At 71.7% G+C, this 24,417-nt stretch carries 25 protein-coding genes; 10 read left to right on the top strand and 15 right to left on the bottom strand.

Features of this window, described 5'->3' with window-relative positions:
• Positions 1–63: 63 nt before the first annotated feature.
• Entirely contained in the window at positions 64–513 is a 450-nt protein-coding gene (locus ABZX40_RS34015) for a hypothetical protein (protein WP_355746488.1), read from the top strand.
• A gap of 60 nt (positions 514–573) precedes the next feature.
• Here the strand turns inward: ABZX40_RS34015 and ABZX40_RS34010 are convergent, their stop codons facing one another.
• From ABZX40_RS34010 to ABZX40_RS33995, 4 genes are all read right to left on the bottom strand, one after another.
• Positions 574–1,161 carry a VanZ family protein gene (locus tag ABZX40_RS34010; protein WP_355746491.1) on the bottom strand — a complete coding sequence of 196 codons (588 nt, stop codon included), beginning with the start codon at positions 1,159–1,161 and terminating at the stop codon, positions 574–576.
• A 109-nt stretch (positions 1,162–1,270) separates the two neighbouring features.
• Positions 1,271–1,693 carry an acyl-CoA thioesterase gene (locus tag ABZX40_RS34005; RefSeq protein WP_355746494.1) on the bottom strand — a complete coding sequence of 141 codons (423 nt, stop codon included), beginning with the start codon at positions 1,691–1,693 and terminating at the stop codon, positions 1,271–1,273.
• Positions 1,694–1,751: 58 nt separating this feature from the next.
• Positions 1,752–2,381, bottom strand: coding sequence for a hypothetical protein (locus tag ABZX40_RS34000; protein ID WP_355746497.1), 630 nt, complete (start codon positions 2,379–2,381; stop codon positions 1,752–1,754).
• Between the two features lie 38 nt (positions 2,382–2,419).
• Complete coding sequence (locus ABZX40_RS33995; protein ID WP_355746500.1) at positions 2,420–3,019, bottom strand: histidine phosphatase family protein; 600 nt, start codon at positions 3,017–3,019, stop codon at positions 2,420–2,422.
• 106 nt (positions 3,020–3,125) lie between these two features.
• On the opposite strand from ABZX40_RS33995, the gene ABZX40_RS33990 reads away from it, so the two are divergent.
• The gene (locus ABZX40_RS33990; RefSeq protein ID WP_355746503.1) at positions 3,126–3,506 is read left to right on the top strand and encodes a peptidase inhibitor family I36 protein; all 381 of its coding nucleotides are present in this window, start codon (positions 3,126–3,128) and stop codon (positions 3,504–3,506) included.
• Positions 3,507–3,563: 57 nt separating this feature from the next.
• Here ABZX40_RS33990 and ABZX40_RS33985 read toward each other — a convergent pair whose 3' ends face one another.
• The 3 genes from ABZX40_RS33985 to ABZX40_RS33975 are packed head-to-tail and all read right to left on the bottom strand — an operon-like array spanning position 3,564 to position 4,761.
• Positions 3,564–3,746: a DUF397 domain-containing protein gene (locus ABZX40_RS33985; RefSeq protein WP_355746506.1), complete on the bottom strand. Its 183-nt coding sequence runs from the start codon at positions 3,744–3,746 to the stop codon at positions 3,564–3,566.
• The gene (locus tag ABZX40_RS33980; RefSeq protein ID WP_355746509.1) at positions 3,743–3,928 is read right to left on the bottom strand and encodes a DUF397 domain-containing protein; all 186 of its coding nucleotides are present in this window, start codon (positions 3,926–3,928) and stop codon (positions 3,743–3,745) included. Before ABZX40_RS33980 ends, ABZX40_RS33985 begins: the two co-directional genes overlap by 4 nt.
• Positions 3,928–4,761 (bottom strand): helix-turn-helix transcriptional regulator, encoded by an 834-nt coding sequence (locus ABZX40_RS33975; protein ID WP_355746512.1) that lies wholly within the window; start codon positions 4,759–4,761, stop codon positions 3,928–3,930. The genes ABZX40_RS33980 and ABZX40_RS33975 overlap by 1 nt, the downstream gene beginning before the upstream one ends.
• A 148-nt stretch (positions 4,762–4,909) precedes the next feature.
• Between ABZX40_RS33975 and ABZX40_RS33970 the strand changes: the two genes are divergently transcribed.
• The 3 genes from ABZX40_RS33970 (at position 4,910) to ABZX40_RS33960 (ending at position 7,627) form a co-directional block, all read left to right on the top strand.
• Positions 4,910–5,323: an ATP-binding protein gene (locus tag ABZX40_RS33970; RefSeq protein WP_355746515.1), complete on the top strand. Its 414-nt coding sequence runs from the start codon at positions 4,910–4,912 to the stop codon at positions 5,321–5,323.
• Between the two features lie 242 nt (positions 5,324–5,565).
• Positions 5,566–6,954, top strand: coding sequence for a hypothetical protein (locus ABZX40_RS33965; protein ID WP_355746518.1), 1,389 nt, complete (start codon positions 5,566–5,568; stop codon positions 6,952–6,954).
• Between the two features lie 52 nt (positions 6,955–7,006).
• A complete protein-coding gene (locus ABZX40_RS33960; RefSeq protein WP_355746520.1) occupies positions 7,007–7,627 on the top strand; it encodes a VOC family protein in 621 nt (206 codons plus the stop codon).
• Here ABZX40_RS33960 and ABZX40_RS33955 read toward each other — a convergent pair.
• The gene (locus ABZX40_RS33955; RefSeq protein ID WP_355746523.1) at positions 7,599–9,134 is read right to left on the bottom strand and encodes a hypothetical protein; all 1,536 of its coding nucleotides are present in this window, start codon (positions 9,132–9,134) and stop codon (positions 7,599–7,601) included. The two genes, ABZX40_RS33960 and ABZX40_RS33955, sit on opposite strands and share 29 nt — an antisense overlap.
• A gap of 253 nt (positions 9,135–9,387) precedes the next feature.
• Here ABZX40_RS33955 and ABZX40_RS33950 point away from each other — a divergent pair, with 253 nt between their 5' ends.
• Positions 9,388–9,675: a hypothetical protein gene (locus ABZX40_RS33950; RefSeq protein ID WP_355746526.1), complete on the top strand. Its 288-nt coding sequence runs from the start codon at positions 9,388–9,390 to the stop codon at positions 9,673–9,675.
• Between the two features lie 35 nt (positions 9,676–9,710).
• Here the strand turns inward: ABZX40_RS33950 and ABZX40_RS33945 are convergent, their stop codons facing one another.
• The gene (locus ABZX40_RS33945) at positions 9,711–10,919 is read right to left on the bottom strand and encodes a pyridoxal phosphate-dependent aminotransferase (RefSeq protein WP_355746529.1); all 1,209 of its coding nucleotides are present in this window, start codon (positions 10,917–10,919) and stop codon (positions 9,711–9,713) included.
• 84 nt (positions 10,920–11,003) lie between these two features.
• Between ABZX40_RS33945 and ABZX40_RS33940 the strand changes: the two genes are divergently transcribed.
• Positions 11,004–11,639, top strand: a complete 636-nt coding sequence (locus ABZX40_RS33940; RefSeq protein ID WP_355746531.1) for a winged helix-turn-helix transcriptional regulator — start codon at positions 11,004–11,006, stop codon at positions 11,637–11,639.
• Between the two features lie 160 nt (positions 11,640–11,799).
• Here the strand turns inward: ABZX40_RS33940 and ABZX40_RS33935 are convergent, their stop codons facing one another.
• The 3 genes from ABZX40_RS33935 to ABZX40_RS33925 all read right to left on the bottom strand — a co-directional run bounded on the left by ABZX40_RS33935 (position 11,800) and on the right by ABZX40_RS33925 (position 15,628).
• Entirely contained in the window at positions 11,800–12,594 is a 795-nt protein-coding gene (locus ABZX40_RS33935) for a hypothetical protein (RefSeq protein ID WP_355746534.1), read from the bottom strand.
• Entirely contained in the window at positions 12,594–13,901 is a 1,308-nt protein-coding gene (locus tag ABZX40_RS33930; RefSeq protein ID WP_355746537.1) for a VWA domain-containing protein, read from the bottom strand. Before ABZX40_RS33930 ends, ABZX40_RS33935 begins: the two co-directional genes overlap by 1 nt.
• A 146-nt stretch (positions 13,902–14,047) precedes the next feature.
• On the bottom strand, positions 14,048–15,628 hold the full coding sequence (locus ABZX40_RS33925; protein ID WP_355746540.1) for an IucA/IucC family protein: 1,581 nt from the start codon (positions 15,626–15,628) through the stop codon (positions 14,048–14,050).
• 150 nt (positions 15,629–15,778) lie between these two features.
• On the opposite strand from ABZX40_RS33925, the gene ABZX40_RS33920 reads away from it, so the two are divergent.
• Entirely contained in the window at positions 15,779–17,491 is a 1,713-nt protein-coding gene (locus ABZX40_RS33920) for an IucA/IucC family protein (RefSeq protein ID WP_355746543.1), read from the top strand.
• 210 nt (positions 17,492–17,701) lie between these two features.
• Positions 17,702–17,851: a hypothetical protein gene (locus ABZX40_RS33915; protein ID WP_355746546.1), complete on the top strand. Its 150-nt coding sequence runs from the start codon at positions 17,702–17,704 to the stop codon at positions 17,849–17,851.
• Positions 17,852–17,905: 54 nt separating this feature from the next.
• Here the strand turns inward: ABZX40_RS33915 and rfbB are convergent, their stop codons facing one another.
• Both rfbB and ABZX40_RS33905 read right to left on the bottom strand, forming a co-directional pair.
• Positions 17,906–18,883: a dTDP-glucose 4,6-dehydratase gene (gene rfbB, locus ABZX40_RS33910; RefSeq protein WP_355746549.1), complete on the bottom strand. Its 978-nt coding sequence runs from the start codon at positions 18,881–18,883 to the stop codon at positions 17,906–17,908.
• 5 nt (positions 18,884–18,888) lie between these two features.
• Positions 18,889–20,106, bottom strand: a complete 1,218-nt coding sequence (locus ABZX40_RS33905) for a class I SAM-dependent methyltransferase (RefSeq protein ID WP_355746552.1) — start codon at positions 20,104–20,106, stop codon at positions 18,889–18,891.
• 159 nt (positions 20,107–20,265) lie between these two features.
• On the opposite strand from ABZX40_RS33905, the gene rfbA reads away from it, so the two are divergent.
• A complete protein-coding gene (rfbA, locus tag ABZX40_RS33900; RefSeq protein ID WP_355746554.1) occupies positions 20,266–21,156 on the top strand; it encodes a glucose-1-phosphate thymidylyltransferase RfbA in 891 nt (296 codons plus the stop codon).
• Between the two features lie 86 nt (positions 21,157–21,242).
• On the opposite strand, the gene ABZX40_RS33895 is transcribed toward rfbA, so the two are convergent.
• On the bottom strand, positions 21,243–24,417 hold a 3,175-nt coding region (locus tag ABZX40_RS33895), incomplete at its 5' end, for an SDR family NAD(P)-dependent oxidoreductase (protein WP_356162783.1).

Here is a 24,417-nt window from a genome sequence, read left to right as displayed (position 1 = left end):
TTGATCTGCTGAAGACGCTGGGTAGGAACATGGTCGACACGTTCACTCTCGCCAGGGAGAAACATGAAGACAATGGCCCGCACCGTGTTATCTGTGGCGGTGATACTGGCAAGTCTCGGCTTATCGACGGCCTCGGCCGGCGCGGGCGGGATGTTCGGGCCGCTCGCTGGTTCATTCGATTGGACCGCCGATTTCCAGATCGGCTTCGAATCGCGCACGTACACAGCTCGAAGCACGGGCACCCACAAGATCAGTATCAAGGCGATCCAGAACACCAGCGGCCAGTCGTCAGCGAACTGCACCTCGTCCCAATCCGTGGAGGTGACCCTCTACAGCGAGGCTGCTCCGACCGATGACAACCATGGGACCAAGACAGTGCCGTGCTCCGGTGGCACGGTGAGCTGGACGAACAGAGCGGCCGACACCTACTACTTCTACGCGCGCGTCACGGGCAACTGGGACAGCGGAGATCTGACCAGCCGCCGAACCTCCGGCACGACGACCTACCCGTAGTCCCACCTGCGTCCAGGAAGGGGTCCGTGGCCCGTTGAACCGGGTCGCGGGCCGTCCGCGTCATGTCACGACACTGCCATGGTGGTCGAGCCGGACCTCCAGGCGAACGTGAATCCTGGACCACCAAGGACGAGACACCAGAGCGCCGATCAGGGCTCCGGCGACATTGACGAGGACATCGTCCACGGAGGTCACGCGGCCAACCGCCCATACGTACTGTGTGCCTTCGACACCGAGGGACAGCAGCGCCGCGACAGCCGCGACGCGCCAGAGGCCGCGACACCTTCGGCTCCGCACGGGGAGCAAGGCGCCGAAGAGAAACAGCAGCGCCATGTTGCCGCCGACGTTGACCAGCGTCACTTCGGAGAAGGCCACCTGTGCGGTGCCGAACGACGTGGAGAGTTCACCGAACGGAATGACGCTCAGCGTTCGCCCGCTGCCGTAACCCCGGGACAGCGTCGCGTAGAGAAACGGGAGAACCGAAGCAGCCAGAAGACCGTCGAGTACCGCCAGACGGCGAATTCTCGGCCCCGGAGTTCGCCTCATGACGAACCGATGCACCAGCCACGCCACCGTGATGGACAACGGAACTCCAAGGATTAACGCCACGGCCAGTTCGTCCGCGTAGAAGCTCAGTACTCGACCCATGACGCCCTTTCCGAGGATCGTGGAGCATCGCGAAGCCTACCCACGGAATCAACGGAATCGCCGCTGCTGAATGGTGGTCAGGGCGGGCGGCAGTTGACGGGCCGATCCGCTACAGCCCCATCAGAGCGGGCTCCGCCGCGAGCTGCTTGAACCGGCCGCCCGGGTCCGCCACCAGCCGCCGCGCGGTGAGGTCGAGCAGTCCGCTCACGCCCTCCACCTCGGCGGCGAGCGTCCCGTCCGCCTTCACGATCCGCTGCACCACCCGGAACGTCTTGCCCTCGCCCCAGAGGAACGCGCAGGTCACGCTCACCTCATCACCCGCGAGCAGCTCACTGCGGTACCGGATGACGGTCTCCAGCACCACCGGCCCGAGACCGTTGTCCGTGAGATCCCGCTGCCGGATCCCGGCCGCCTCCAGCAGCGCCCAGCGCGCATGCTCCGCATAGCTCAGATACACCGCCTGATTCAGATGCCCCTGCACATCCGTCTCGTACCCGCGCACGCTCACCGGCACCGAGAACTCTTCACTCACCGCGACTCCTTGTCATCGCCCACGCCATCGCCCCCGATCCTGGCACGCCACCCAACCCTCACACCCGACGAGGGGAGGCCAGCAGATAGCGGCTCCGGCTGCGCGGGTCGGTGTATTCGCCCGGCTGCCACCCCGCCCCCTCCAGCGTCTCCGCGTACCCCACCAGCGCCGCCGCGTCACTGTCATGGACGGCCACCGCCTCCGGCTGCGGAGTCGCCCGCACCCGGTACCCACCCGACGCCCCCTCCGCCGGTCGGTGCCCCGCCGCCTCCAGCGCCAGCGCCGCCGCCTGCACCAGATGGCTCCGCTCCCAGCCGCACGGCCGGTCCACCGCCCCGTCCGGATTCGTCATCCGCCTCAGCTCCAGCAGCCCCTGCCACGCACTGCGCACCTCCCGCGTCCGCGCGGGCCCCGACTCCGGCGGCTCCTCCTCACCCCCGACGCGGGCCGCGAACACCCCGGAATCAGCCTTGGCCGGAACCTCCGGCACAGGAAGGCCGACCGGAGCCTCCCGCAGCCGGTGCCCCGCCGGAGTCAGAAAGTGCTCATGCGGCGGCCTCGGATGCCGGAACGCCAGCCCCCGCTTCACCAGCGCCGCGAGCTGCGCCTCCGTACCCCGCACCCGCCCCGTCACCGGATCGGCCCCCTCGATCACCCGCCGCTGCCCCGCCGTCGCCGGTCGCGCCATACCCACCCACCTCCCCGAAGCCGCCCCTTCTCCGAAGGCTACGACCCGGGTCTGACATTCCACCCCGCGATCACCGGCCACCCATGCTCATGGCTCAGCCGCCCCAGCGCCCCCGTCGCCAGCTGGAACAACGCCCCGTCCTCCGGCGCCAGCCCCAGCCGCCGCGCGGTCAGCACCCGCAGAAAATGCCCGTGCGCCACGAGCACGACACACCCCTCGTTGTTCGCCAGCGCGGCATCCACCTTCGCCAGCATCCGGTCCGCCCGCCGCGACACCTGCTCCACGGTCTCGCCCGGATGCTCCACCGGCCCCGGCTCCACCCCGTCCGTGAACAGGAACCACCCCGGCCGGTCCCGCTGGATCTCGACGGTCGTGATCCCCTCGTACGCCCCGTAGTCCCACTCCATGAGATCGACGTCCGTCCGCGCGTCCGGCAACCCGATCAGCTCCGCGGTCTCCCGCGCCCGCTGCAACGGGCTGACGAACGCCGCGCCGATCCGATGCGACCGGATGAGCGGCACCAGCGCCCGCGCCTCCGCGCGTCCGCGCTCGGTCAGCGGCACGTCCGTGCGCCCGGTGTGCCGGCCGCTCCGCGACCACTCGGTCTCACCGTGCCGTACGAGAAAGAGATCACCCATGACCTCAGGTTACGACTACGCACCTTCAGGCGAAGCTCACTGCTCATCCGGGAAGCATTGGAGCCACGTGCTCCATTGGTGTGGGTTCCGCCGTTAGGTTCCGGCCATGACTTCTCTCCTCCGCAAGGCCGGAAGCAAGGTCGCCCTGTTCGCCGGTGCCGCCGCCCTCGCCGCCACCGCCGGTCTCGCGACCGCCACCCCGGCCGCCGCCGGGACGCCCGACCGCTGCAACGGGCTTGAGCTGTGCCTGTTCCAGCACTCCAACTACGACGGCACGAACTGGACGTGGTTCCGTGTGCCGCGCACCGTGCAACTGTCGGTGGGCAATGACGCCGTCTCGTCCCTCGTCAACAACACCTCGAACAGCCTGTGCTTCTACGAGCACGGCAACCTCACGGGCCTGGAGTTCAGAATCGGCCCCTGGGAGCGCTGGGGCAGCGTTCCGTCGTGGATCAACGACAGGATCAGCTCCTACCGGATCTGCTGACGGTACGACGACCCGGCCCCGCGCCCGGTGAGGTGCCGGTGCGGGGCCGGGTGTACGTCAGCGTTCGGTGGCGTACGAGATGAACGCGGTCCAGTGGTCCTGCGTGAAGGTGAGCCGGTCGCCGTCTATGTGCTGCTTGGAGTCGCGGACGTGGATGGTCTGGGGGGCGAGGGCGACTTCCACGCAGGATGGGGCATCGGCGCCGCTGTAGCTGCTCTTGAACCACCGCAGTGCTGTCATGCCTCTCCCAGCATCTTGAGGAAGGGGTCCCAGCTATTGGCCACGAACGCGAGCTGGTCGCTGTCTGCTCGCTTGGAGTCACGAACGTGGATCGTCTGGGACGCGAGGGCCACCTCTACGCATTCCGAGATCTCGTTCACGCTGTAGCTGCTCTTGAACCAGTCCAGTGTGGTGTCAGTCATCAGGTCTCTCCCAGTAGTTTCTCGATGAACATCAGTGAGTCACGAGGTGTGAGGGCTTGGGCGCGGATGACGCCATAGCGGATGACCAGAGGCTGGACCTTCTTCTGGTGGATGTAGATGTGGCTGGACGGCATGTCCTGGAAGGCAACGGTGGATCCGCCGCTGAGCCGCATCAACAGAATGGGTGCCGCGATTCCGGCGTGCTCCTCGACATCCGTTGGCATGACCTGGATGTCCACATTGGACCGCTCGCCCAACTCCAGCAGACGCTCCAACTGCTTCCGCATCACCGCCCTGCCGCCGAGCGGGCGGCGCAGGGTGACCTCGTCCTGGACGAAGCTGAAGAACGGCTCGGGTTGCCGATCGAAGAGTTTCTGGCGAGTCAGGCGCGCTGCTACGAGCCGCCTCTTTTCTTCTTGGGTGTAGGGAGGACGCCGCATCTCGTACAGAGCCTCCGTGTACTCCGGCGTCTGGAGCAGGCCGTTGATGACGGTCGATTGGAATGCGCAGGATTCGACCGTATCCTCCTCGAACCTCATGAGACGTCGGAGCGTCAGCGGATAGCCAACCTGTTCCACGTCCTCTTGTAGCCTCGCGATCACTCCATCTGCCTCCAACACCCGGTCGGCATTGATCAGGAACTTCTCACTGGGGGCGCGTTTGCCTCTCTCGACGGACGAAACCTGCTCCTCGCTGTACCCGAGCGCTTTCCCCAACTCGGCCTGTGTGAGTCCGCTCCGCTCCCGGTAGATTTTGATGATCCGCCCGACCGTCCGCAGGACCGCCACCGACTCCTCGTCATTGACGGCGCTTGTCTCCGGCTTCTCGCCCATGTTCCGACACCTCCGAGCGTCAACTTCCGCGTGCCGCACTGTGTAACGTCCTCCCGCGCGGTGCGGCCCGGGTTGCGAACCGGTCAGTGACGCTGTGTACGGCCGCCATTACTGGCCACTCTAGGGACGTCCCACCACTCTCAGTGACATGAACTACGGAATCCGTCTCCCCGCCACCCCCGCCGGGGCCCGGTTCGCCCGGCACTGTGCGATCGGGAAGCTGCACGACTGGGGCTGGCCCCCCGACACCGACGCGAGCCGCACCGCCGCCCTGCTCGTCGCCGAGCTGGCCACCAACGCCGCCACGCACGGACGCCTGCGGGGCCGTGAGTTCCGGCTGAACCTCACGCTCCACCCGGAGGGTCACCCCACTCTGCGTATCGAGGTGACCGATGCGCGCCCCGAGCGGCGGCCCCCCGAGCCCGGATGCGTTCCGCCGGTGGCACTCGGCGCCGAGTCGGGGCGGGGACTCGTCCTCGTGGAGGCGCTGGCCACGCACTGGGGAACCGCCGGAGGCGACCCGTACACCAAGACGGTGTGGTGTGAGGTGGCGTTGAAGTGAGCGGGGGCCCGGCGTCAACCCGACCGCGTTCAATTCACCCTGGGTGACCGGCGTTTCCGGCCAGGGTGGATGGGGCGCCCGGGGCGGAAGCGGCGGTGGGGACGCCCGGCGACCGGGACATGGCAGTAAACCCGCCGTGGAGGGTTGGCCGGAGCCGACAGGGCGCCACTGTACGGAGTCGTCATCCCGCGATTCGCTACCGAACGTAGTGGCCGACTCCGTCAACTGGCAGGAGAAGAAGCATGTCCACCCCGACCCCGCCCCTCCGCGTCGCCCTCGTCAACGGCAGCTTCGAGCAGCCCGCCGTGACGGACTTCGAGATCCTGCCCGACTCCTCCCAGACGCAGGCGCCGAAGAGAGTCCCCGGCTGGCTCACCACCGCCTCCGACCACATGGTGGAGCTGTGGCGCTCGGGCTTCCTGGGGGTGCCGTCCGCCGAGGGGGCCCAGTTCGCCGAGCTGAACGCCAACGAGGTGTCCACCCTCTACCAGGATCTGCCGACCACCCCGGGCACCACCCTGTACTGGCGCCTCTACCACCGGGGCCGTCTGGGGGAGGACACCATGGCGCTGGACATCGGCGCACCCGGGGCGGTGGTGGAGCAGCGGCGCTTCTCCGACGGCAAGAACGCCTGGGGCTACTACACGGGGACGTATGTCGTCCCGGCCGGGCAGACGCTGACACGGTTCGCGTTCCGCTCCATCGCCGCGGCCGGCGGCAACCGGGGGATCGGCAACTTCCTGGACGGCATCTTCTTCGGCACCGCCCCGTACATCGTCCTCGACAAGACCGCGATCCCCGCCGGGCCACTGGAGGTCGGAGACGTCCTCACGTATCGGGTCACCGCCCGGAACGAGGGCGGCGGGGCGGCCGACGCGCTGGTTCTCACGGATGCCGTACCGCCCGGGACGACGTATGTGCCGGGTTCGCTGCGGATCGTCGACGGGCCGAACACCGGGGCGCTGACGGATGGGGCGGGCGACGACCAGGGGCACTACGACCCCGCGACCGACCAGGTCGTCTTCTATCTCGGCGCGGGCGCCTCCGGCGCGGTCGGCGGCTCCCTGCCCAACACGGATGCCCTGCCGGGCGGCACCACCGTCGAGTACCGGGTCGTCATCGACCTGGCCAGCGCCGGATCGTTCGTCAGGAACACCGCCACGGCGACATACGAGAACCGGCTCGGCGAGACGCCCCAGCCGCTGACGGCCACCTCCGACGAGGCGGTCACCGAGGTCAAGCCCGCGGCCGACCTGAACCTGACCAAGGCCGCCGACCTCACCACCGTCACCGTCGGCCAGACCGTCACCTACCGCGTCACGGTGGCCAACACCGGCCCCAACCGGGCCACCGGCGTCCGGGTCACCGACCGGCTCCCCGAGGGCCTCGCCTTCCTCTCCGCCGAGGGTCCGGGAGCGTACGACCCGGCCACGGGCGAGTGGACCGTGGGCGACCTGGCCGTGGGCGCCACCGCCGCCCTCGTCCTGCGCGCCAAGGCCACGACCACCGGCCTCGTCCACAACACCGCCACCGCCACCGCGAACGAGAAGGATCCCGACCCGACCGACAACACCGACTCCGTCGCCGTCTGCGTCGAACCGGCACCGGTCTGCTGCCCGCCTTGCGGGTAGCCGCGACCGGGTTTCCTATGATGAACGGCCGCGAAGAGAGGACGGCCGACCGATGCACCCCCGTGGCCCCGGAATGTTCTGCTGGCTCGATCTCAAGACCCATGACGTCGGGGCCACGGTGACTCTCCTGGCCGAGTCCCTGGGCTGGCGGCCCGAGGAGCCCCAGGCGCTGCGGGCCGCTGCCGTTCTCGCCCACGACGGTCATGCGGTGGCCGGGCTGAGTGATCTCTCCCACCCCGTCTACCCGCCCGGCATCCCCGAGCACATCGCCTGGTATCTGGCCGTGGACGACGTCGAAGCCCGTACGCGAGCCGCGCTCGACGCCGGGGCGCAGCTCGTCGTCGAGCCCTTCGAACTTCCCGGGGTGGGTGCCATGAGCACCCTCATGGATCCTCTGGGCGCCGCCGTCTCGCTCTGGGAGCAGCGCGGATTCGCCGGGTGGACGCACGCACCCGGGACTCCCGCCACCCCGAGCGCGCCACAGCACCAGGGCGCCGATCCCGACGCGGCGGGGGACTTCTATCGCCGGGTGCTCGGGCTCGATGATCCCGAGGTCCGTTTCGTGCGCGGCGGTGGCGGCGACGGCAGTGCCTGGGTGCCGCGGATCAATGGGCTCACCGAGGCGCTGCTCACGCCCGGGGGCATCAGGCTCTCGCCGTCCGGCGCAGCCTGAGCATTCTGACCGCCAGGAAGATCGCCGCCGCCGCATTGGGGATGAGGAAACTGGGTCGGAGGAGCTGTCCGTCGGCGGGCCGGAGGTCCGCGTCCAGGCGCAGGCGCAGCTGGCCCGGTTTCCCGGGGGCCCTCGCCCCGTCCCACACCCTCTTCTCGTACTCCCAGCCCCACTCGAAGGTCCGGCCCATCTCGCGGGCGATCCGGTTCTCCTCCCTGAACCAGTTCCGGTCGTCGATGATCAGGGCCAGACAGATCTCCGGACGCATGGTGAGGAGGTTGCAGGACACCCCGGTGTAACCGAGGTGGCCCCGCCCGCTGTCCAGCAGGGCTTTGAGGCGGGTGATCTCGGGTTCGTCCTCGGGGTCGGGGATCACCACCGAGTACTGGGGGTGTTCATGCTCCTCCGCCGCGTACAACTCCTCGCTCCACTCGCGGAAGAAGTTGCGCCGGACGGAATACTCCATGAGCGGCGACGGTGAGGTCTCGTCGTACGGGGCGAAGATCCCGGACGGGGCGACATGGTTGAAGTGGGCGTGCGTGGCGACATCGCGGGACCGTTCCGGGAGCAGGATGTCGTAGCCTCCGTCGCCGGTGGCGGTCACGACGACGGTGGCGTGCGAGATGGCCGCGGCGCGGTGACGGCCGTCGATGACGGGATCCTCGACCTGCCGGTGCAGCCAGGAGCGCCGGGGGAGTTCACGCAGCGGCACGGGCCGCGCCGGGTCGGCCGTGAGTGACTCCATCATCTCGGCGTCGAGGTCCTCCGAGGTGGCGAGCGAGGTGAAGTAGCGGCCCATCGCGCAGTCGATGGTGACCGCGCCCCCGGGGTTCAGGTTCAGCTGCCGGAGGCTGTACGCGGCACCCGGGAAGAAGCGGCGGCGGTCCTCCGCGCTCGCTCGGTGATAGCGGTCCACGTAGGTCAGGAAGGCGTCCCGGCCGCCGTCCGGGTCGTAGTCCCCGGCGTACTCGTCCTCCGCCGGGACCCGGCGGTCCAGCAGTGCTCCGACCGCCGCCTCCGTGTCGTGCCACTGCTCGGGCGGCGCCGGGAACACACAGATGGGGTGCTTCACGCCCCAGAGGTCGACGGGCGGGTAGGAGGGGTAGAGGGCCTGCAAGGTGCTGAGGACGCCCGCGTCGCTCAGTACCCTCGCCCGTTCCTCCGCCTTGCGGAACTTCGCCCGAATCGCCGCGGATTCCAGCGGGGACGGAATGATCCGCCCATCGGTCGCCGCCTTCCAGAACTCCAGCCAGTCCGCCTCGGTCCCGGCGTCCGTGACGCCGTTCCTCCCGGCCAGCTCGATGCACCGGTGCAGCAGCGGGCGGAACAACGGCCAGTCCGCGAGGCTCTTCCGCGTACCGCTGAGGGCGTTGTGCAGCGTACTGCGCGGCACATGGGGCACCAGCCGCTCGAACTCGTCATAGGACGGATTGCCCGCGCGTTTTCGCAGCCGCTCGAACTCGCCGGTGAAACGGAGAGCCGCGGCGATCTCTTCGGCGGTCGGCATCGTCCCCCCTGACATGACTTCGCCCGCGCTTCCCGCCACCTTGGCACCCTTCCCCGCTCCCGGCCAGGGTGCGGTGCGGCGGCCACGGGCGCCGCCCGTTCGGATCCGTCCAGAGATCGCGGAACGGGGCGGAGGCGCACGGTACACAGAGGGGGTGCCTCCCGGTCATCAGGGGGCGCGTCGGTCGCCCGTCCCGCGCGACGCGACCGAGGACAGGACAGCAGTCCGCGCCGAGGAGAGAGGAACAACAGCCATGGAGTCCCACCCGGGAGTACGCCGGGACGCCCGGAGCGTCCCCGTCCCGACCGTCTCGTCCGTCCCGTCTGTCTCGCCTGCTCTGCCTGCCCCGATCGTCCCGTCCGTCTCGCCTGCTCCGACCGTCCCGACCGTCCCGCCGCCCGTCCCCGCCGCCCCCGTCCAGGAGGGCGGCGCGGAGGGGCATCCCCGTCGGCTGACGCTGCTCCGTGTCGTGCTGGGCGGTGCCGTCGCCGGGCTGTCCCGTGCCCTCTTCGACCGGCTGCTGAACCAGCTGACCTTCTGAGGAGTCGGCCTCGCCGGTCGGGAACGTCCGGCCCGCTACTGCCGGTACCCGCTCAGGAACCGTCCGATCCTTCCGATCGCCGCCTCCAGGTCGTCCGCGTGCGGCAGGGTCAGGATGCGGAAGTGGTCGGGGGTGGGCCAGTTGAAGCCCGTGCCCTGGACGACCTGGATCTTCTCGCGCAGCAGCAGGTCCAGGACGAACCGTTCGTCGTCGTGGATCTTGTGGACCTTCGGGTCCAGACGGGGGAACGCGTACAGCGCGCCCTTGGGCTTCACGCAGGACACGCCCGGGATCTCGTTCAGCTTCTCCCAGGCCACGTTCCGCTGGTCGTGGAGCCGGCCGCCGGGGGTGGTGAGATCGGTGATGGACTGGCGTCCGCCCAGCGCCGCCTGGATCGCGTACTGCGCGGGCGCGTTCGCGCACAGGCGCATGGAGGCCAGCATGGTGAGGCCCTCCAGGTAGTTCCGGGCGTGCTGGCGCGGGCCGGTGACGACCAGCCAGCCCGAGCGGAAGCCCGCCACCCGGTACGTCTTGGAGAGGCCGCAGAAGGTGAGGACCACCAGATCGGGGGCGAGCGCGGCGGCCGAGTGGTGCACGGCGTCGTCGTAGAGGATCTGGTCGTAGATCTCGTCGGCGAAGACCATCAGGCCGTGGCGGCGGGCCAGGTCGAGGATGCCCTCGACGACGGCCCGGGGGTACACCGCGCCCGTGGGGTTGTTCGGGTTGATGATGACGACGGCTCTGGTGCGGTCGGTGATCTTCGCCGCCATGTCGTCCAGGTCGGGGTACCAGTCGGCCTGTTCGTCGCAGAGGTAGTGGACCGCTGTGCCGCCCGCGAGGGTGGTGACGGCCGTCCAGAGGGGGAAGTCCGGCGCCGGGATCAGGACCTCGTCGCCGTCCTCCAGCAGTGCCTGGACGGCCATCGAGACCAGTTCCGAGACGCCGTTGCCGAGGAAGACATCGTCCACGTCCACCTCCAGGCCCAGGGTCTGGTAGCGCTGGGCCACCGCTCGGCGGGCCGAGAGGATGCCGCGCGAGTCGGTGTAGCCGTGCGCCTGCGGCAGCATCCGGATCATGTCCTGGACGATTTCCTCCGGCGCCTCGAAACCGAACAGCGCCGGATTGCCGGTGTTCAGGCGCAGCACGCTGTGGCCCGCCTCCTCCAGCGCGTTGGCGTGCTCTATCACCGGTCCGCGGATCTCGTAACAGACCTCGCTCAGCTTGCTCGACTGCCGGAACTCCATGCGACGCTCCTCCGGTGACGTGTGATGCTTGGTTTTACCAAGTGACAGCTTGGAAAGTCCAACAACATGTCTAGACTGCGTCGCATGTCACCACGCCGAAGCTACGACCAGTACTGTTCCGCGGCCCGCGCCCTCGATGCCGTCGGCGACCGCTGGACCCTGCTGATCGTCCGGGAACTGCTGGCCGGGCCGCGCCGCTACACCGATCTGCACGCGGACCTTCCCGGCGTGAGCACGGATGTCCTCGCGTCGAGGCTGCGGGACATGGAGCGGGACGGGCTGAGCGGGCGCCGCAAGCTGCCGCCCCCCGGAGCGGCCTTCGTCTACGAACTCACCCCTCGCGGGCGGCGGTTGCTGCCCGTCCTCCAGGCGCTGGGGGAGTGGGGCGAGGAGGAACTCGGGGACCGGCGGCCCACCGACGCCGTCCGCGCCCACTGGCTCGCCCTGCCCCTGCTGCGGGCGTTGGGGGAGGGGTTGGGGGAGGGGGTCGTGGATGTGCGGTCGGAGGACGGGGACTTTCATCTGCGGGTGGGGCACAGCGACGGTCCGGTGTACGGGGACGGGGGCGCGCCCGGTGACGCCGATGTGCTGCTGGAGCTGGACTCCCGTACCGGTGCCGATCTCGCCCGGGGGCGGGTCGGCCTCGCCGATGCGGTGCGGGAGGGGCGGGTGGTGGTGAGCGGGGACAGTGCGCTCGCGAAGGCTCTGCGGGAGGGGTGAGAAGGCCCGCCGTGGGGCGGGCCTTCTGCGGTCTGCGGTCTGCGGTGCGGTTTGCGGGTTCGGTTCCGCGGTGCGGTCTGCGGTTCGGTCTGCCGATTGGCCTGCGGTTCGGTCTACCGATTGGCCTGTGGCTCGGTCTACCGATTGGTCCGCCGGTCCGTCAGGGGCGGGGTGGGCGGCCCGATCCCCGGGTCAGGGTGTAACCGCCGACCCCCGCCAGCGCGGCCAGCGCGCCGCCGATCGCGGTCCATACCCAGCGGTCCGACCAGCGGCCCGACGCCCAGCCGTCCTCCGGCTCGATCGCCGACAGCACGGCCGCCGCCGTCGAGTCGTCGCCGCCCTCGGCGTCCTGCTCCGAGGTGGCCGCCACGCCCGGTACCAGCGGCTGGGCCAGCGTGCCGTCCACCGCCGCCGCGCCGCCGATCTCCCTGGCGTCCACCCGCACCTCCGTGCGGACCGGCAGGCCCAGGTCACCGGTCGGCAGGCCCGGCGCGGTGAGCCGGAGGTAGTACGTGCCCGGCAGCGGGTCGTTCGCCCAGGGCTCGGACCAGGCCCGGACCGTCCGCAGGGTGCAGGCCAGCTCGACGGAGGCCGCACCGGCCGCCGCCGTGCGGGTCTGCGCCCCGTACTGGCACGCCTGGCGGCGCCGCAGACCGTCGTAGATGTCGATCTGCCAGGTCTGCGCGGCGTGCGCCTCGGGCAGTTCCACGGTCGCCGTGACGGTCGGGCGCTGGCCGGAGTCGGCCGGGAAGGACCAGTAGAGGTAGTCCCCGGCGGAGGCGTCGGCCGTGCCCGTCTGCGCCTGGTCCAGCTCGGTGGCGGTACGGAAGGACGTACCGGCCTCGGTGGGGGCGTCGGAGGTGTCCTCGGCGGGCGGGGTGGTGTCCGCCGCCGCGGGGGCCGTCGCCAGGCCCAGGGCGAGGAAGGCGCCCGTCAACGCTCGTGCGATACGCATCAGCTCGTCCTCCAGACCGCGACCCGCCAGCGGGACACCCAGCCCCACAGCAGACCCGCGACGAAACCGGTCAGTACCAGCGCGCCCAGCAGCCACCAGCCGCGCCCCAGGCCGAACGCGGCCACATCGGCGGCGGGCGACGGCCCGTCCACCAGGTCCACGGTCAGCTCCAGCGGCAGACCGGGGGTGGTCTTCACGCCGGAGGCCGCCGAGAAGGAGTGGGTCACCTGGAGGCAGACGACCTCCGGGGGCTCGTTCTCGCCGTCTCCGTCGTCATCGTTCTCCGCCTCCGGCCTCGGGTAGCGCAGGCCCGTCGAGAGGACGTCCGTGCGGCCCGTTCCGGCCGCCTCGCCCCGGACGATCTCCCGGCCCGACGCCGTCACCGCCCGCAGCAGCACCCCGTAGTGCGGGGCGACCGCCCGGTCCGCCGCGACGCTCACCGAGGCCCGTACCTCCTGGCCCGGCGCCACCTCGACCCGGTACCAGCGGGCCTGCCCGAACTCCTGGCGGTCGGTGTAGAGACCGGAGGTCAGGGCCGGTGCGTCGGCGCAGCGGTCGGCGCCCCGCACGGCGACCGGCACCACGACCGGGTCGGCCGCCCGGTCCACCAGTTGGTTCACCCGGTCGGTCAGCTCATCGGTGTGCTCGATCGAGGTGTAGGTACCGCCGGTCGCCTCCGCGATACAGCTGAGTTGCCGGCGCATCTTGGTGTTCGGGACCAGGCCCAGGGTGTCGATGGTCAGGCCGATGCCCTTCGCGGCGATCTCCCGGGCCACCTGGCAGGGGTCCAGCGGGGCGCAGGTGTCCTCGCCGTCGCTGATCAGCACGATGCGCTTGGAGCTGGTGCCCGCCGCGTCCGTGCCGGTGTCGAAGTCGTCGGCGGCGGCTAGCAGCGCGGGGCCGATCGGTGTCCAGCCGGTGGGCGCGAGGGTCGCCACCGCCGTCTTCGCCTCGGTCCGGTCCAGCGGGCCCACCGGGTAGAGCTGCGCGGTGTCCTCGCAGCCCCGCTTCTGGTCGTCGCCCGGATAGTCCGCGCCCAGGGTGCGGATGCCGAGCCGGACATCCTCCGGGGTGGCGTCCAGCACCTCGTTGAACGCCTGCTTGGCCGCGGCCATCCGGGACTGGCCGTCGATGTCCCGCTCCCGCATGGAACCGCTCACGTCCAGCACCAGGTTGACCTGGGGCGCGGGAGCGGCGGTCCGGTCGGTCTCGTCGGCGAGCGCCGTGGCGGACGGGAACGCGAGCCCGGCCGCCAGCGCGGCGAACAGGACACCCACGCCTGCCGCCAGCCGTTTACTTGTGATCATCGGCGGATCCTATGGAGCGTGGGTGACCGGCTCCAAAACGGTTGGTCAAGAGCTGGTATGACGGTGGGTCAGTGAGACGGCTCACTGAGGTGGGTAACCGGAGCGGGTCGCTGGCGTGGGTCGCTGAGGCGGGTTACTGGAGTGGGTCACTGGAGTGGATTCGGCAACTCCGCCCACAGGTCGCCTTTCCGGTCCGGGGTCAGTCGCATCAGCGTCAACGCCTTCGCGGGGACGGGGCCTTCGCGCAGGGCCAGGGTGTCGGGGGTGCGGGGGAGATCGGCGAGGGCGGTCTCCAGTACGGCGCCCAGGGCGGGGCCGGAGCCCGCCGTCGCCGCGAGGGTTCCGGCGATCAGGGAGCCGAACAGCTTGCGGCGCAAGGTGTCCTGATCGTCCGTCAGAATGCGGGCGGGCAGCGCCGGGACCTCGATGCCGTGCCCGGTCAGCCGGGCGGGGCTGACCCGGATGTCCGCGAGATCCCGGTACACCAGCCGGACCGGGGCGTCGGCGGGGGAGAGCACGACCAGCAGATTCTGCCCGTGCGCCTCCAGCGCCACCCCCAGCTCCAGCAGCCGCAGCCCCACGGCCAGGACCAGACGCGCGAACTCCGCCAGCCAGGCCGCGGACCCCGGCAGCCCGGTCAGCGGCAGCGCGGCCACCGGCACGACCCGCTCGCCCGGCCCCGCGTACTCCTCCGGCGACTCCCGCAGCACGGCGGCCAGTTCGGGCGTCCCGTCGGTGACCGCGCCCAGGGTGCGGGTGATGTGCAGCAGGCCGTCCGTCCGGGCCGCGAGGCGCTCCGCGAACGCCGAGAGCATCGCGGACGAGGTCACCGAGGGGACGGAGATGTCCCGCACGGAGGAGGTCAGCCGGGCGCTGAGGGCGGTCTTGACGTGGGGTCCGGCGGGGAGGGCGAGGGTGCGCAGGGACATCAGCGGGTGCGCTCCGCGCGCTTCGTCGTATCGCTCCCGCTCCTCGTTGGCGTTCCGCTCCTCGCCGTGGTTGCGGTGCCTTTCGTCGTGGTGGCGGTGCCGCTCGTCGTGGCGGCGCTTCAGGACATGGGCCGCTTGCCAGGGGTGCACCGGCACCAGCAGGCGGCTTCCGGCGCGCAGGGTGTCCGGCCAGTCGCCCGACACCAGCGCCCGGTCCGCCGGGACCGGCACCAGCCCCAGCCGCACCAGCGGACGGTGCTCGGGCGCGTACGCCAACTGCTCGGCCACCGAGAAACCCGGCCGGGCCCGGCAGTTGGGGTGGTACGGATGCCCGTCCACGACCCGCTGTTCCCACTCCCACTCCCGGTCCCGGGTCGGGGTCTCGTCCGGCAGCTCCCGCTGCGCGGCCCGGGAGAGCGCCAGGGAGGCCGCGCTGTGTGACAGTTCGGCGGCGAACCCGTCGCCGTGCGGGACGGCGAGGGCGGCGAGCAGCCGGGCCGGGTCGTCGTAGGGGCGGCCGTCCAGGTCGACGGCGGGGGCGTGGGCGCCGGTCGCGTACGGGTCGGAGGCGGGGCCGTGCAGCCGCCGTCCGTCGCGCAGCCGCAGGGTGACGCCGTCGGCGGACCGGTCGCGGCTCTCGACCCAGGGCAGCGGCTCATGGGCCAGGGCCCGCCAGAGCCGGGTCAGCACGGCCGCGCGGGCGCCGGGCAGCTCCGCCGAGAACCCGGCGACGAGTCCGGGCCGGACGGCGGCCAGCTCGGCGGCGACCTCGGTGGCGGCTGCGGGGGGTGGGTACACGGGGGGTCTACCTCCGGTGGTGCGGGTCGGGCGGGTCGGGCAGGTCGGGCAGGCAGTGCACGTGGTGCACGCGGTGCGGATAGTACGGGCGCGGCGGTCCCGGCCGGTTCCGGCCCGTCCCGCAGAGGGATACTGATCGTCCCCGCCCGAATGAACCGTACGAGCCGCAGGGAACGAGAAGAACGCGTGGATCTCATCCCCCCACCCGCCGGTACCGGCGCCCCGTCCGACGCGTCGGCCGACGCCCTCGCCGCCGCGCCGCTGCTGAACTGTCTGCTGCGGGAGGCCGCCGAACCCTTGTCGCCCGAGCCCCTGTCGGCAGAGTCCTTGTCGCCCGAACCCCTGTCGCCAGAGCCCCTTTCGCCGGGCGGCGGGGCGGGGAAACGGTTCACCTATCGGCTGCTCGGCACCGGACGGCAGCTTCGGGTGCGCGGCGCCCGGCGGCCCGCCCGACCGGAAGTCCGCACGAACGGGCAGTGGCAGCCGCTCACCCATACCGGCCTGGTCGACCTGGTCGCCGAGGAGCTGACCCGGCTCACCGGCCGCGCCAACGCCGGACTGCCCGCCGAGATGCGGGACAGCCGGGCCGTGGTGGCGGCACTGCTGGCCGCCCGCGCGGACGCCGAGCCGCCCCGGGACCCGTATCTGCTCTCCGAGCAGTCCCTGCTCACCGGCCACCCCCACCACCCGGCGCCCAAGGCGCGCGGCGGCGGCCCGGCGAGCGGCTGGCTGCCGTACGCGCCGGAGGCGTACGCCCGCTTCCCGCTCACCCTGCTCGGGCTGCGCGAGGACGCGGTGGTGGAGGAGGGCGACACGAGCGCGCTGGACGCCCTCGGCGCCGCCGCGCCGCCCGGCTACCGTCCGCTGCCCGCCCACCCCTGGCAGCTGGCCCTGCTCGGCGACCGGCTCGCCCCCGCCTTCGCCGACGGTCGGCTGATCCGGCTCGGCACGACCCCGTTCGAGGTGTGGCCGACGGCGGCGATCCGGACGGTGTATGTGCCGGAGGGAGACGGCTCCGGGTCTGACGGGGATGGGGCCGGGTCTGGGGGAGACGAGTCCCGGTCCGAGGGAGGCGGGTCCCGGTCCGAGGGAGGCAGGTCCGGGGCGGATCTCTTCCTCAAGTTCAGCCTTGACGTCCGGATCACCAACGACATCCGGCGGCTCTGGCGGCACGACCTGCTCCGGCTGCGCCGCACGGACAGCGCGGTGACGGCCGCCTTCGCCGCGCCCGGCGCCCCCGGTGGCTGGCTCGGTGACCTCGGGTACCGGACGGCCGACTTCGCCTTCGAGGAACTCGCGGTGCTCAGCCGCGCGGGACTGCGGGCGCAGCTGCCGCCGGGTACGACCCCGTATCTGGCCGCCGCGCTGGTGGAGGGCTTCCCCGGCAGCCCGCTCGCCGCCGCCACCGACCCCGGGCGCTGGTGGGAGGCGTATCTCGCGGCGGTCGTCCCCCCGGCGCTGGCCGCCTTCGCCGACCACGGCGTCGTCCTCGAAGCGCATCTCCAGAACGCGGTGGTCGTCTGCGCGGCGGACGGCACGCCCGTGCGGACGCTGTACCGGGACGCGGAGGGCGTGAAACTGGTCGCCGAGGTGGGGCGGGCCGCCGGGTGGGAGCGGCTGGTGTACTGCCTGGTGGTGAACCATCTGCTGGAGGTCGCCGGCGCGCTCGCCGAGCAGCGTCCCGGCTTCGACCCCTGGCCCGCCGTCCGCCGCGAGCTGTCCCGCCACGCCGCCGTCCCGGAGATCCCGGCGCTGCTCGCCGCGCCGACTCTGCCCGGCAAGACGAATCTGCTGCTGCGCTGGACGGGGGCGGACGGGGCGGACGCGCGGTACCGGCCGCTGCCGAATCCCCTCCGGGGCTGACCGCACACCTGTGCGGGTGGCGCCGGGGCCCAGGTCGTCACCCGGCCGGAGCGGTCCGGACCGGTTCGCCGGGGTCGCCGGGGTCGGACCCTACCGACGACCGGGGCGCCCTGGTGAGGATCACCGGCGAGGGCCGGGAGGCGGCGTGCGGAGGCCGCCGAGGCGCGCACCGCACCGGTCGGCTGACGGACCGACGCCGAGCGCGACGCGGTGACCGTCGCGCTGTCCGCGCCCGCCCGGATCGTCCGGGACCGCGACGCCCGCGCCGCCGCCGGACGCGCCCTCGCCCGGCGCGTCGCGGTCGGCGACTCCCCGTCCCGTCGATGTCCGAGGCGCCGCCCGCGCGTCGGCGGTCGGTAGTCGGCAGCGGCGCCGGGGGCGCCCGCCCCCTACCCCCCGCCCCCCCCGCGCCCCCTATCCCCCGCCGACAGCCCCCCACCACTCCCCGTGCTCCCGGTACCACCTCACCGTGTCCGCCAGGCTCGACGTGAAGTCGTGCCGGGGGTGGTAGCCGAGGCGGTCGCGGGCCTTGGTCCAGTCGAGCGCGTAGCGCTGGTCGTGGCCGAGGCGGTCGGTGACCTGTTCCACCCGGTCCCAGTCCGCGCCGCACGCCCGGAGCAGCAGCCCGGTCAGCTCACGGTTGGTCAGCTCGGTGCCGCCGCCGAGGTGGTAGACCTCGCCCGGCGTCCCGGCCGTGCGGACCAGTTCCACGCCCCGCACATGGTCGTCGACGTGCAGCCACTCCCGGATCTGCGAGCCGTCCCCGTACAGCGGGACCGTCCCGCCGGTCAGCAGCCGGGTCACGAACAGCGGGATCACCTTCTCCGGGTACTGGTACGGCCCGTAGTTGTTGGAGCAGCGCGTCACCCGGACATCCAGCCCGTGTGTCCGGTGGTACGAGAGCGCCACCAGGTCGGACGCCGCCTTCGACGCCGCGTACGGCGAGTTGGGGGCGAGGGGGTGGCCCTCCGGCCAGGAGCCCTCGGCGATCGACCCGTACACCTCGTCCGTCGACACCTGCACGAACCGCGCCACCCCGAACCGCAGCGCCGCCGACAGCAGGGTCTGGGTGCCGAGGACATTGGTCCGGACGAATTCGTCGCCCCCGGCGATCGACCGGTCCACATGGGACTCGGCGGCGAAGTGGACGATCTGGTCGGCGTCCTTCATGAGTTCGCCGACCAGATCGGGATCACAGATGTCACCCCGCACGAAGCGGAGCCCGGCATGGTCCGCCACCGGCGCCAGATTGGCCCGGTTGCCCGCGTACGTCAGTTTGTCCAGGACGGTCACCAGGACCTCGTCCGCCGCGTCTGGGCCGGACAGCAGTGAGCGCACATAGTGCGAGCCGATGAAACCCGCCCCGCCGGTCACCAGAATCCGTGTGGGCATGACGGTCACAGGATGTGGAGTTCGGGGACGTACAGAATCCACTTGCCGCCCTGCTCGCGGAACGCCTGCTCCTTCTCGATGATTTCCTGCGCGTGATTCCAGGCGAACAGCACCGCGTACTCCGGATACGGCTGGGAGAATTCCTCCAGCGGCCGTACCGGGATATGCGCGCCCGGCGAGAGAAGTCCCTGTTTCGCAGGGGTGGAGTCATAGACGGCCGGGATCAGCTCGGGGCCGATACCGCCGTAATTGGTGACCGTCGCGCTCTTCGCGGTCGCCCCGTAGGCGGCCACCCGGGCGCCCTCCTCGCGCAGCCGGTGCAGCAGCGCCGCGAGATCCTCGACGTTGCGCTTCACCTGGGAGCCGAACTGCTCCAGCGTCGAGATCTCCGCGATGCCCCGCTCGGCCTCCTCCCGGACCAGCGCCGCCACCCGGTCGGACGGGGTGCGCGCTCCGGCCCGCGCGAGGGTGTAGCGGACCTCGCCGCCGTGCACCGGCAGCCGTTCCACCTCCACCAGGTCGAAGCCGTGGAGCTGGGCCGCGGCCCGGACCGAGGTCGCCGAGAAGAGGTAGAAGTGCTCGTCGTAGATCTGGTCGAAGCTGGTCCGCTCGACCACGTCCCCCAGATACGGGTCCTCGAACACGAACACCCCGTCGGGCGCGAGCAGCGCGTCCACCCCCCGGAACACCGAGTCCAGATAGGGGATGTGGCACATGGTGTTGGCGGCGTAGATCACCTGCGCCGGTCCCTCCGCGGCGGCGACCTCCCGGGCGAGGGACTCCTCGAAGAAGTCGACCCGGACCCGGACGCCCTTGCCCGCGGCGACCTCGGCGACATCGCGGGACGGGTCGACGCCCAGATGGCGGACCCCGCGCGCGGCGACCGTGGCGAGCATCGCCCCGTCGTTGCAGCCGATCTCCACCACCAGCGGATCACCGGTGGCGCACTCGGTGTCCAGCAGTTGGCGCGCGGTACGGGCGAAGTGCTCCCGCATCCGCACCGACAGCGACGACTGGTACGGGTAGTCCTCGCGGAACATCCGCTCGCGCGGCACCTCCTCCAGCAACTGCACCATCGTGCAGTTGCGGCACACTCCCACCGCGAGCCGGAAGAAGAATTCCCCGGAGGTGTCCTGCGGGCGGAGAAAACCATCGGAAAGCGGCTGGCTGCCGAAGTCGAAGAACTGGTGCACCGAGCCCTGGCAGATACGGCATGCAGTCATGGCGACGATCCTGTCCGCCGCCTCTCGAAGGCAGCTAGAAGGCCGCTGGACACCCGTTGCCCGGTCCACCCGCCGTCTAGTGGGGATCGACAGCGGCCCGGATTAATTTCCAGCGTCGCGTGCCACCCCCACCCCCACAGGCAAGGCAGGAGAATCCCTGTGAAAGGCATCATTCTCGCGGGCGGGTCCGGAACCAGACTTCACCCGCTCACTCTCGCCACCTCGAAACAACTGCTCCCGATCGGCGACAAGCCGATGATCTACTACCCGCTCAGCGTGCTGATGCTCGCCGACATCCGCGACATCCTCATCATCTCCACCCCCGCCGATCTGCCCCAGTTCCAGCGGCTGTTCGGCGACGGGAGCGACTACGGGATCCGGCTCACCTACCGCGAGCAGCCCGAACCCAACGGCATCGCCGAGGCCCTGCTCATCGGCGCCGCCCATATCGGCGACGATCCCGTAGCCCTCGTCCTCGGCGACAACATCTACCACGGCCCCAGCCTCTACCAGATCCTCGCCGACGCCCGCGCCGCCCTCGACGGCTGTGTCCTGTTCGGCTACCGGGTGGGCGACCCCAGCCGCTACGCCGTCGGCGAGACCGACGGGGAGGGACGGCTGCTGTCCATCGAGGAGAAGCCCGCCCACCCCCGGTCCAACCTCGCCCTCACCGGCCTCTACCTCTACGACGGGACCGCCGTCGACATCGCCAAGAACCTGCGCCCCTCCGCACGCGGCGAGCTGGAGATCACCGACCTCAACCGGCGCTATGTGGCGAGCGGCCGGGCCCATCTCGTCCAGCTGGGCCGCGGCTTCGCCTGGCTCGACGCCGGCACCCCCGAGTCACTCCTCCAGGCCGGGCACTACGTCCACACCCTCCAGGAACGGCAGGGCATCCGTATCGCCTGCGTCGAGGAGATCGCCCTGCGGATGGGCTTCATCACCGGCGACCAGTGCCACCGCCTCGGCGCCCGGAACGCCCACTCCTCCTACGGCCGGTATGTGATGGCCGTCGCCGAGGAACTCACCACCACCGCCACCACCGTCTGATCCGTGGCGCACGAACATCCGCCCGCCCCTGATCACCAGGGGCGGGCGGACGCGTCACCGGGTCACCGCGTCACCGGATGACTGGATCACCGGCCCGCCGGTACCCCGTCCCGTTCGCCCGGCAGCAGATCGCTGTCCAGCCGCACCGCCAGCTCCGCCGCCGTCGGATGGTCGAACACCGCCGTCGACGGCAGCCGCAGCCCCGTCGCCAGATTCAGCCGGTTGCGCAGCTCCACCCCCATCAGCGAGTCCAGGCCCAGCTGCTCGAACGCCCGGTCGGCGCCGATCGCCCCCGGATCGGAGTGCCCCAGCACCGCGCTGAGATGGGTCCGCACCAGATCCATCAGCATCCGCGTGCGGTCCTCGGCCGACAGCGGCGCCAGCCGCCCCCGCAGCTCCTCCGGCCCCGCCTGCCCGGCCCCCGCTCCCGCCCCCGCGTCCGGCTCCGGCCGGGGCCGTCGTGCCGGAGCCCGCACCAGGTCCCGCAGCAGCGCCGGCAGCGCCTCGCCCCGCTCCCGCAGCGCCCCCTCGTCGAACGCCGTCGCCACCACCACCGGCTCCGCCAGCGCCCGCCCCTCGTCGAACAGCGCCATGCCCCGCCCGGTGCTCAGAGGCACCAGCCCGCCCCGGGCCAGCCGCTCCCGATCCGCCGCCCCGAGATGACCCGTCATCCCGCTCTCCCGCTCCCACAGCCCCCACGCCAGCGACACCGCCGGAAGCCCCAGCGCGGCCCGCTCGTGGGCGAGGGCGTCGAGGAAGGAGTTCGCCGCCGCGTAGTTCGCCTGCCCCGGCCCCCCGGACACCCCGGCGTACGACGAGTACAGAACGAACTCCGCCAGATCCATCCCCCGGGTCAGCTCGTCCAGATGCCGGGCCGCGACCGCCTTCGGCCGCAGCACCCGCTCCAGCGCCTCGTCCGTCATCGCCGTGACGATCCCGTCGTCCAGCACCCCGGCCGTGTGCACCACCGCCGTCAGCGGATGCTCCACCGGCAGCCCCGCCAGCAGCGCGGCCACCTCCTCCCGCTCCGCCACATCGCACGCCACCACCGTCGCCGACGCCCCCGACTCCGCCAGCTCCGCGACGAGTTCCCGCGCCCCCGGCGCCCCCGGACCTCTCCGGCCGGCCAGCACCAGCCGCCGCACCCCGTGCTCGCGCACCAGATGCCGGGCCGCCTCCGCGCCCAGCGCCCCCGTCCCGCCCGTGATCAGCACCGTGCCGTCCGGATCCAGCGGCGCCGGGACGGTCAGGACCACCTTGCCCACGTTCCGCGCCTGCGCCAGGAACCGGAACGCCTCCCTGGCCCGCCGGATGTCCCGCACCGTCAGCGGCAGCGGCTCCAGCACCCCCCGGTCGAACAGCGCCAGCACCTCGGCCAGGATCTCCCGCATCCGCTCCGGATCGGCGCCCGGCACCCCGGGCTCCGTCCGCGCCAGCGTCGTCAGGTCGTACACGTGATACCCGACCCCCGGCCACTCCGCCTCCACCCGCCCCTTCTCCCGGACATCCGTCTTCCCCATCTCCAGGAACCGCCCACCCACCGACAGCAGCCGCAGCGACGCGTCGATGAACTCCCCGGTCAGCGAGTTCAGTACGACATCCATCCCCGTGCCGCCGGTCGCCGCGCGGAACTCGGCCTCGAACGCCGTCGTCCGCGAGTTCGCGATCCGCTCCGGCGCCACCCCCAGCTCCCGCAGCGCCCCCCACTTGCCCGGACTGGCCGTCGCGAACACCTCCGCGCCCAGATGCCGGGCGAGCTGGAGCGCGGCCATCCCCACCCCGCCCGCACCGGCATGGATCAGCACCTTCTCACCTGGCCGCACCCGACCCAGGTCCACCAGCCCGTAGTAGGCCGTCAGAAACACCACCGGCACCGCCGCCGCTTGCGCGAACGACCAGCCCTCCGGCATCCGCGCCACCAGCCGCCGGTCCGCGACCGCACGCGGCCCGAACGCCCCGTCGAAGTACCCCATCACCCGGTCGCCCACCGCCAGGTCGGTGACCCCCGGACCGGTCTCGACCACCACCCCGGCACCCTCGGCACCCATGGTCACATTCCGCTCCGGAACCATCCCCAGCGCGATCAGCACATCCCGGAAGTTCAGCCCGGCCGCCCGTACGGCGATCCGCACCTGCCCGGCACCGAGCGGCTCCGCGCCCCCCGGCCAGGGGACGACGGTCAGATCGTCCGGCGCCCGGTGCGCCCCCGGCGCCAGCCGCCACGGCTCCGGGCCCGTCGGCAGCGCCGGTTCCGGCGGGACCGCCCGGGTGATCCGGGGCACCAGCACCACGCCCTCGCGCAGCGCCACCTCCGGCTCACCCGACGCCACGGCCGCCCGCAGCGCACGGTCCGACTCCTCCCGGCCGTCCGTGTCCACCAGGACGATCCGCCCCGGGTTCTCCGACTGCGCACTGCGCACCAGACCCCGCGCGGCGGCCACCGCCGGACTCACCCGCTCCCCCTCACCGGCGGCCACGGCCCCCCGGGTCAGCACGACCAGCCGGCCCGCCGGATGCCCCGGCCCGGTCAGCCAGCTCCGCAGCGAGTGGAGGAGCGCGGGCAGCCCGTCGGTGGTCAGGGACTCCGCCGGGGACGGGATGTCCAGCGCCAGCACGGTGGTGACCGGATCCTCGGTGGGGACGGAGGCGAGATCGGGGTGAGGGGCGCAGAACTCGTCGAGTGCGTCGGACGACTCCCCGACCAACACCCAGTCGGTGAGGTCCGGTTGGCTCTCCGGCTCGCTCGCCGGTGTCCAGGTGAGGGTGTGCAGCCCCGGGTTCTCCAGCACGGCGGGCCGCAGGATCACCCCCGCGATATGGGCGAACACCTCCCCGTCCGCGCCGAGCAGGGTGACCTGGCCCGTCGCGGTGTCGATGTGTGCCTGGACGGGGCCGGTGGGGGGTGGGGTGTGGAGGGTGATGTCGGTGAAGGTGAAGGGGAGGTGGGGGGTGGGGTTGTCGAGGGTGGGGTGGAGGAGGGGGTGGAGGGCGGCGTCGAGGAGGGCGGGGTGGAGGCGGAAGCGCTGGTCGCCGGTCGTGGGCGGGGTGAGGCGGGCGAAGTAGTGGGTCTTGTGCCGGGTGAGGTGGGTCAGACGCCGGAAGGCGGGGCCGTAGGTGTAACCGGCCGTGGCGTACCGGGCGTAGAGGGCGTCGGTGTCGAGGGGCTCGGTGTCGGGGTGGGGTTCGGGGAGCGTCGGGTGGGTGGTTGGTTGGGGGGTGAGGGTGGCGGTGGCGTGGGTGGTCCAGGGGGTGTTGGTGTGG

Source organism: Streptomyces sp. NPDC004610, from assembly GCF_040609715.1.
GTDB lineage: Bacteria > Actinomycetota > Actinomycetes > Streptomycetales > Streptomycetaceae > Streptomyces.
This window is presented reverse-complemented; position numbering and strand designations above follow the sequence as displayed.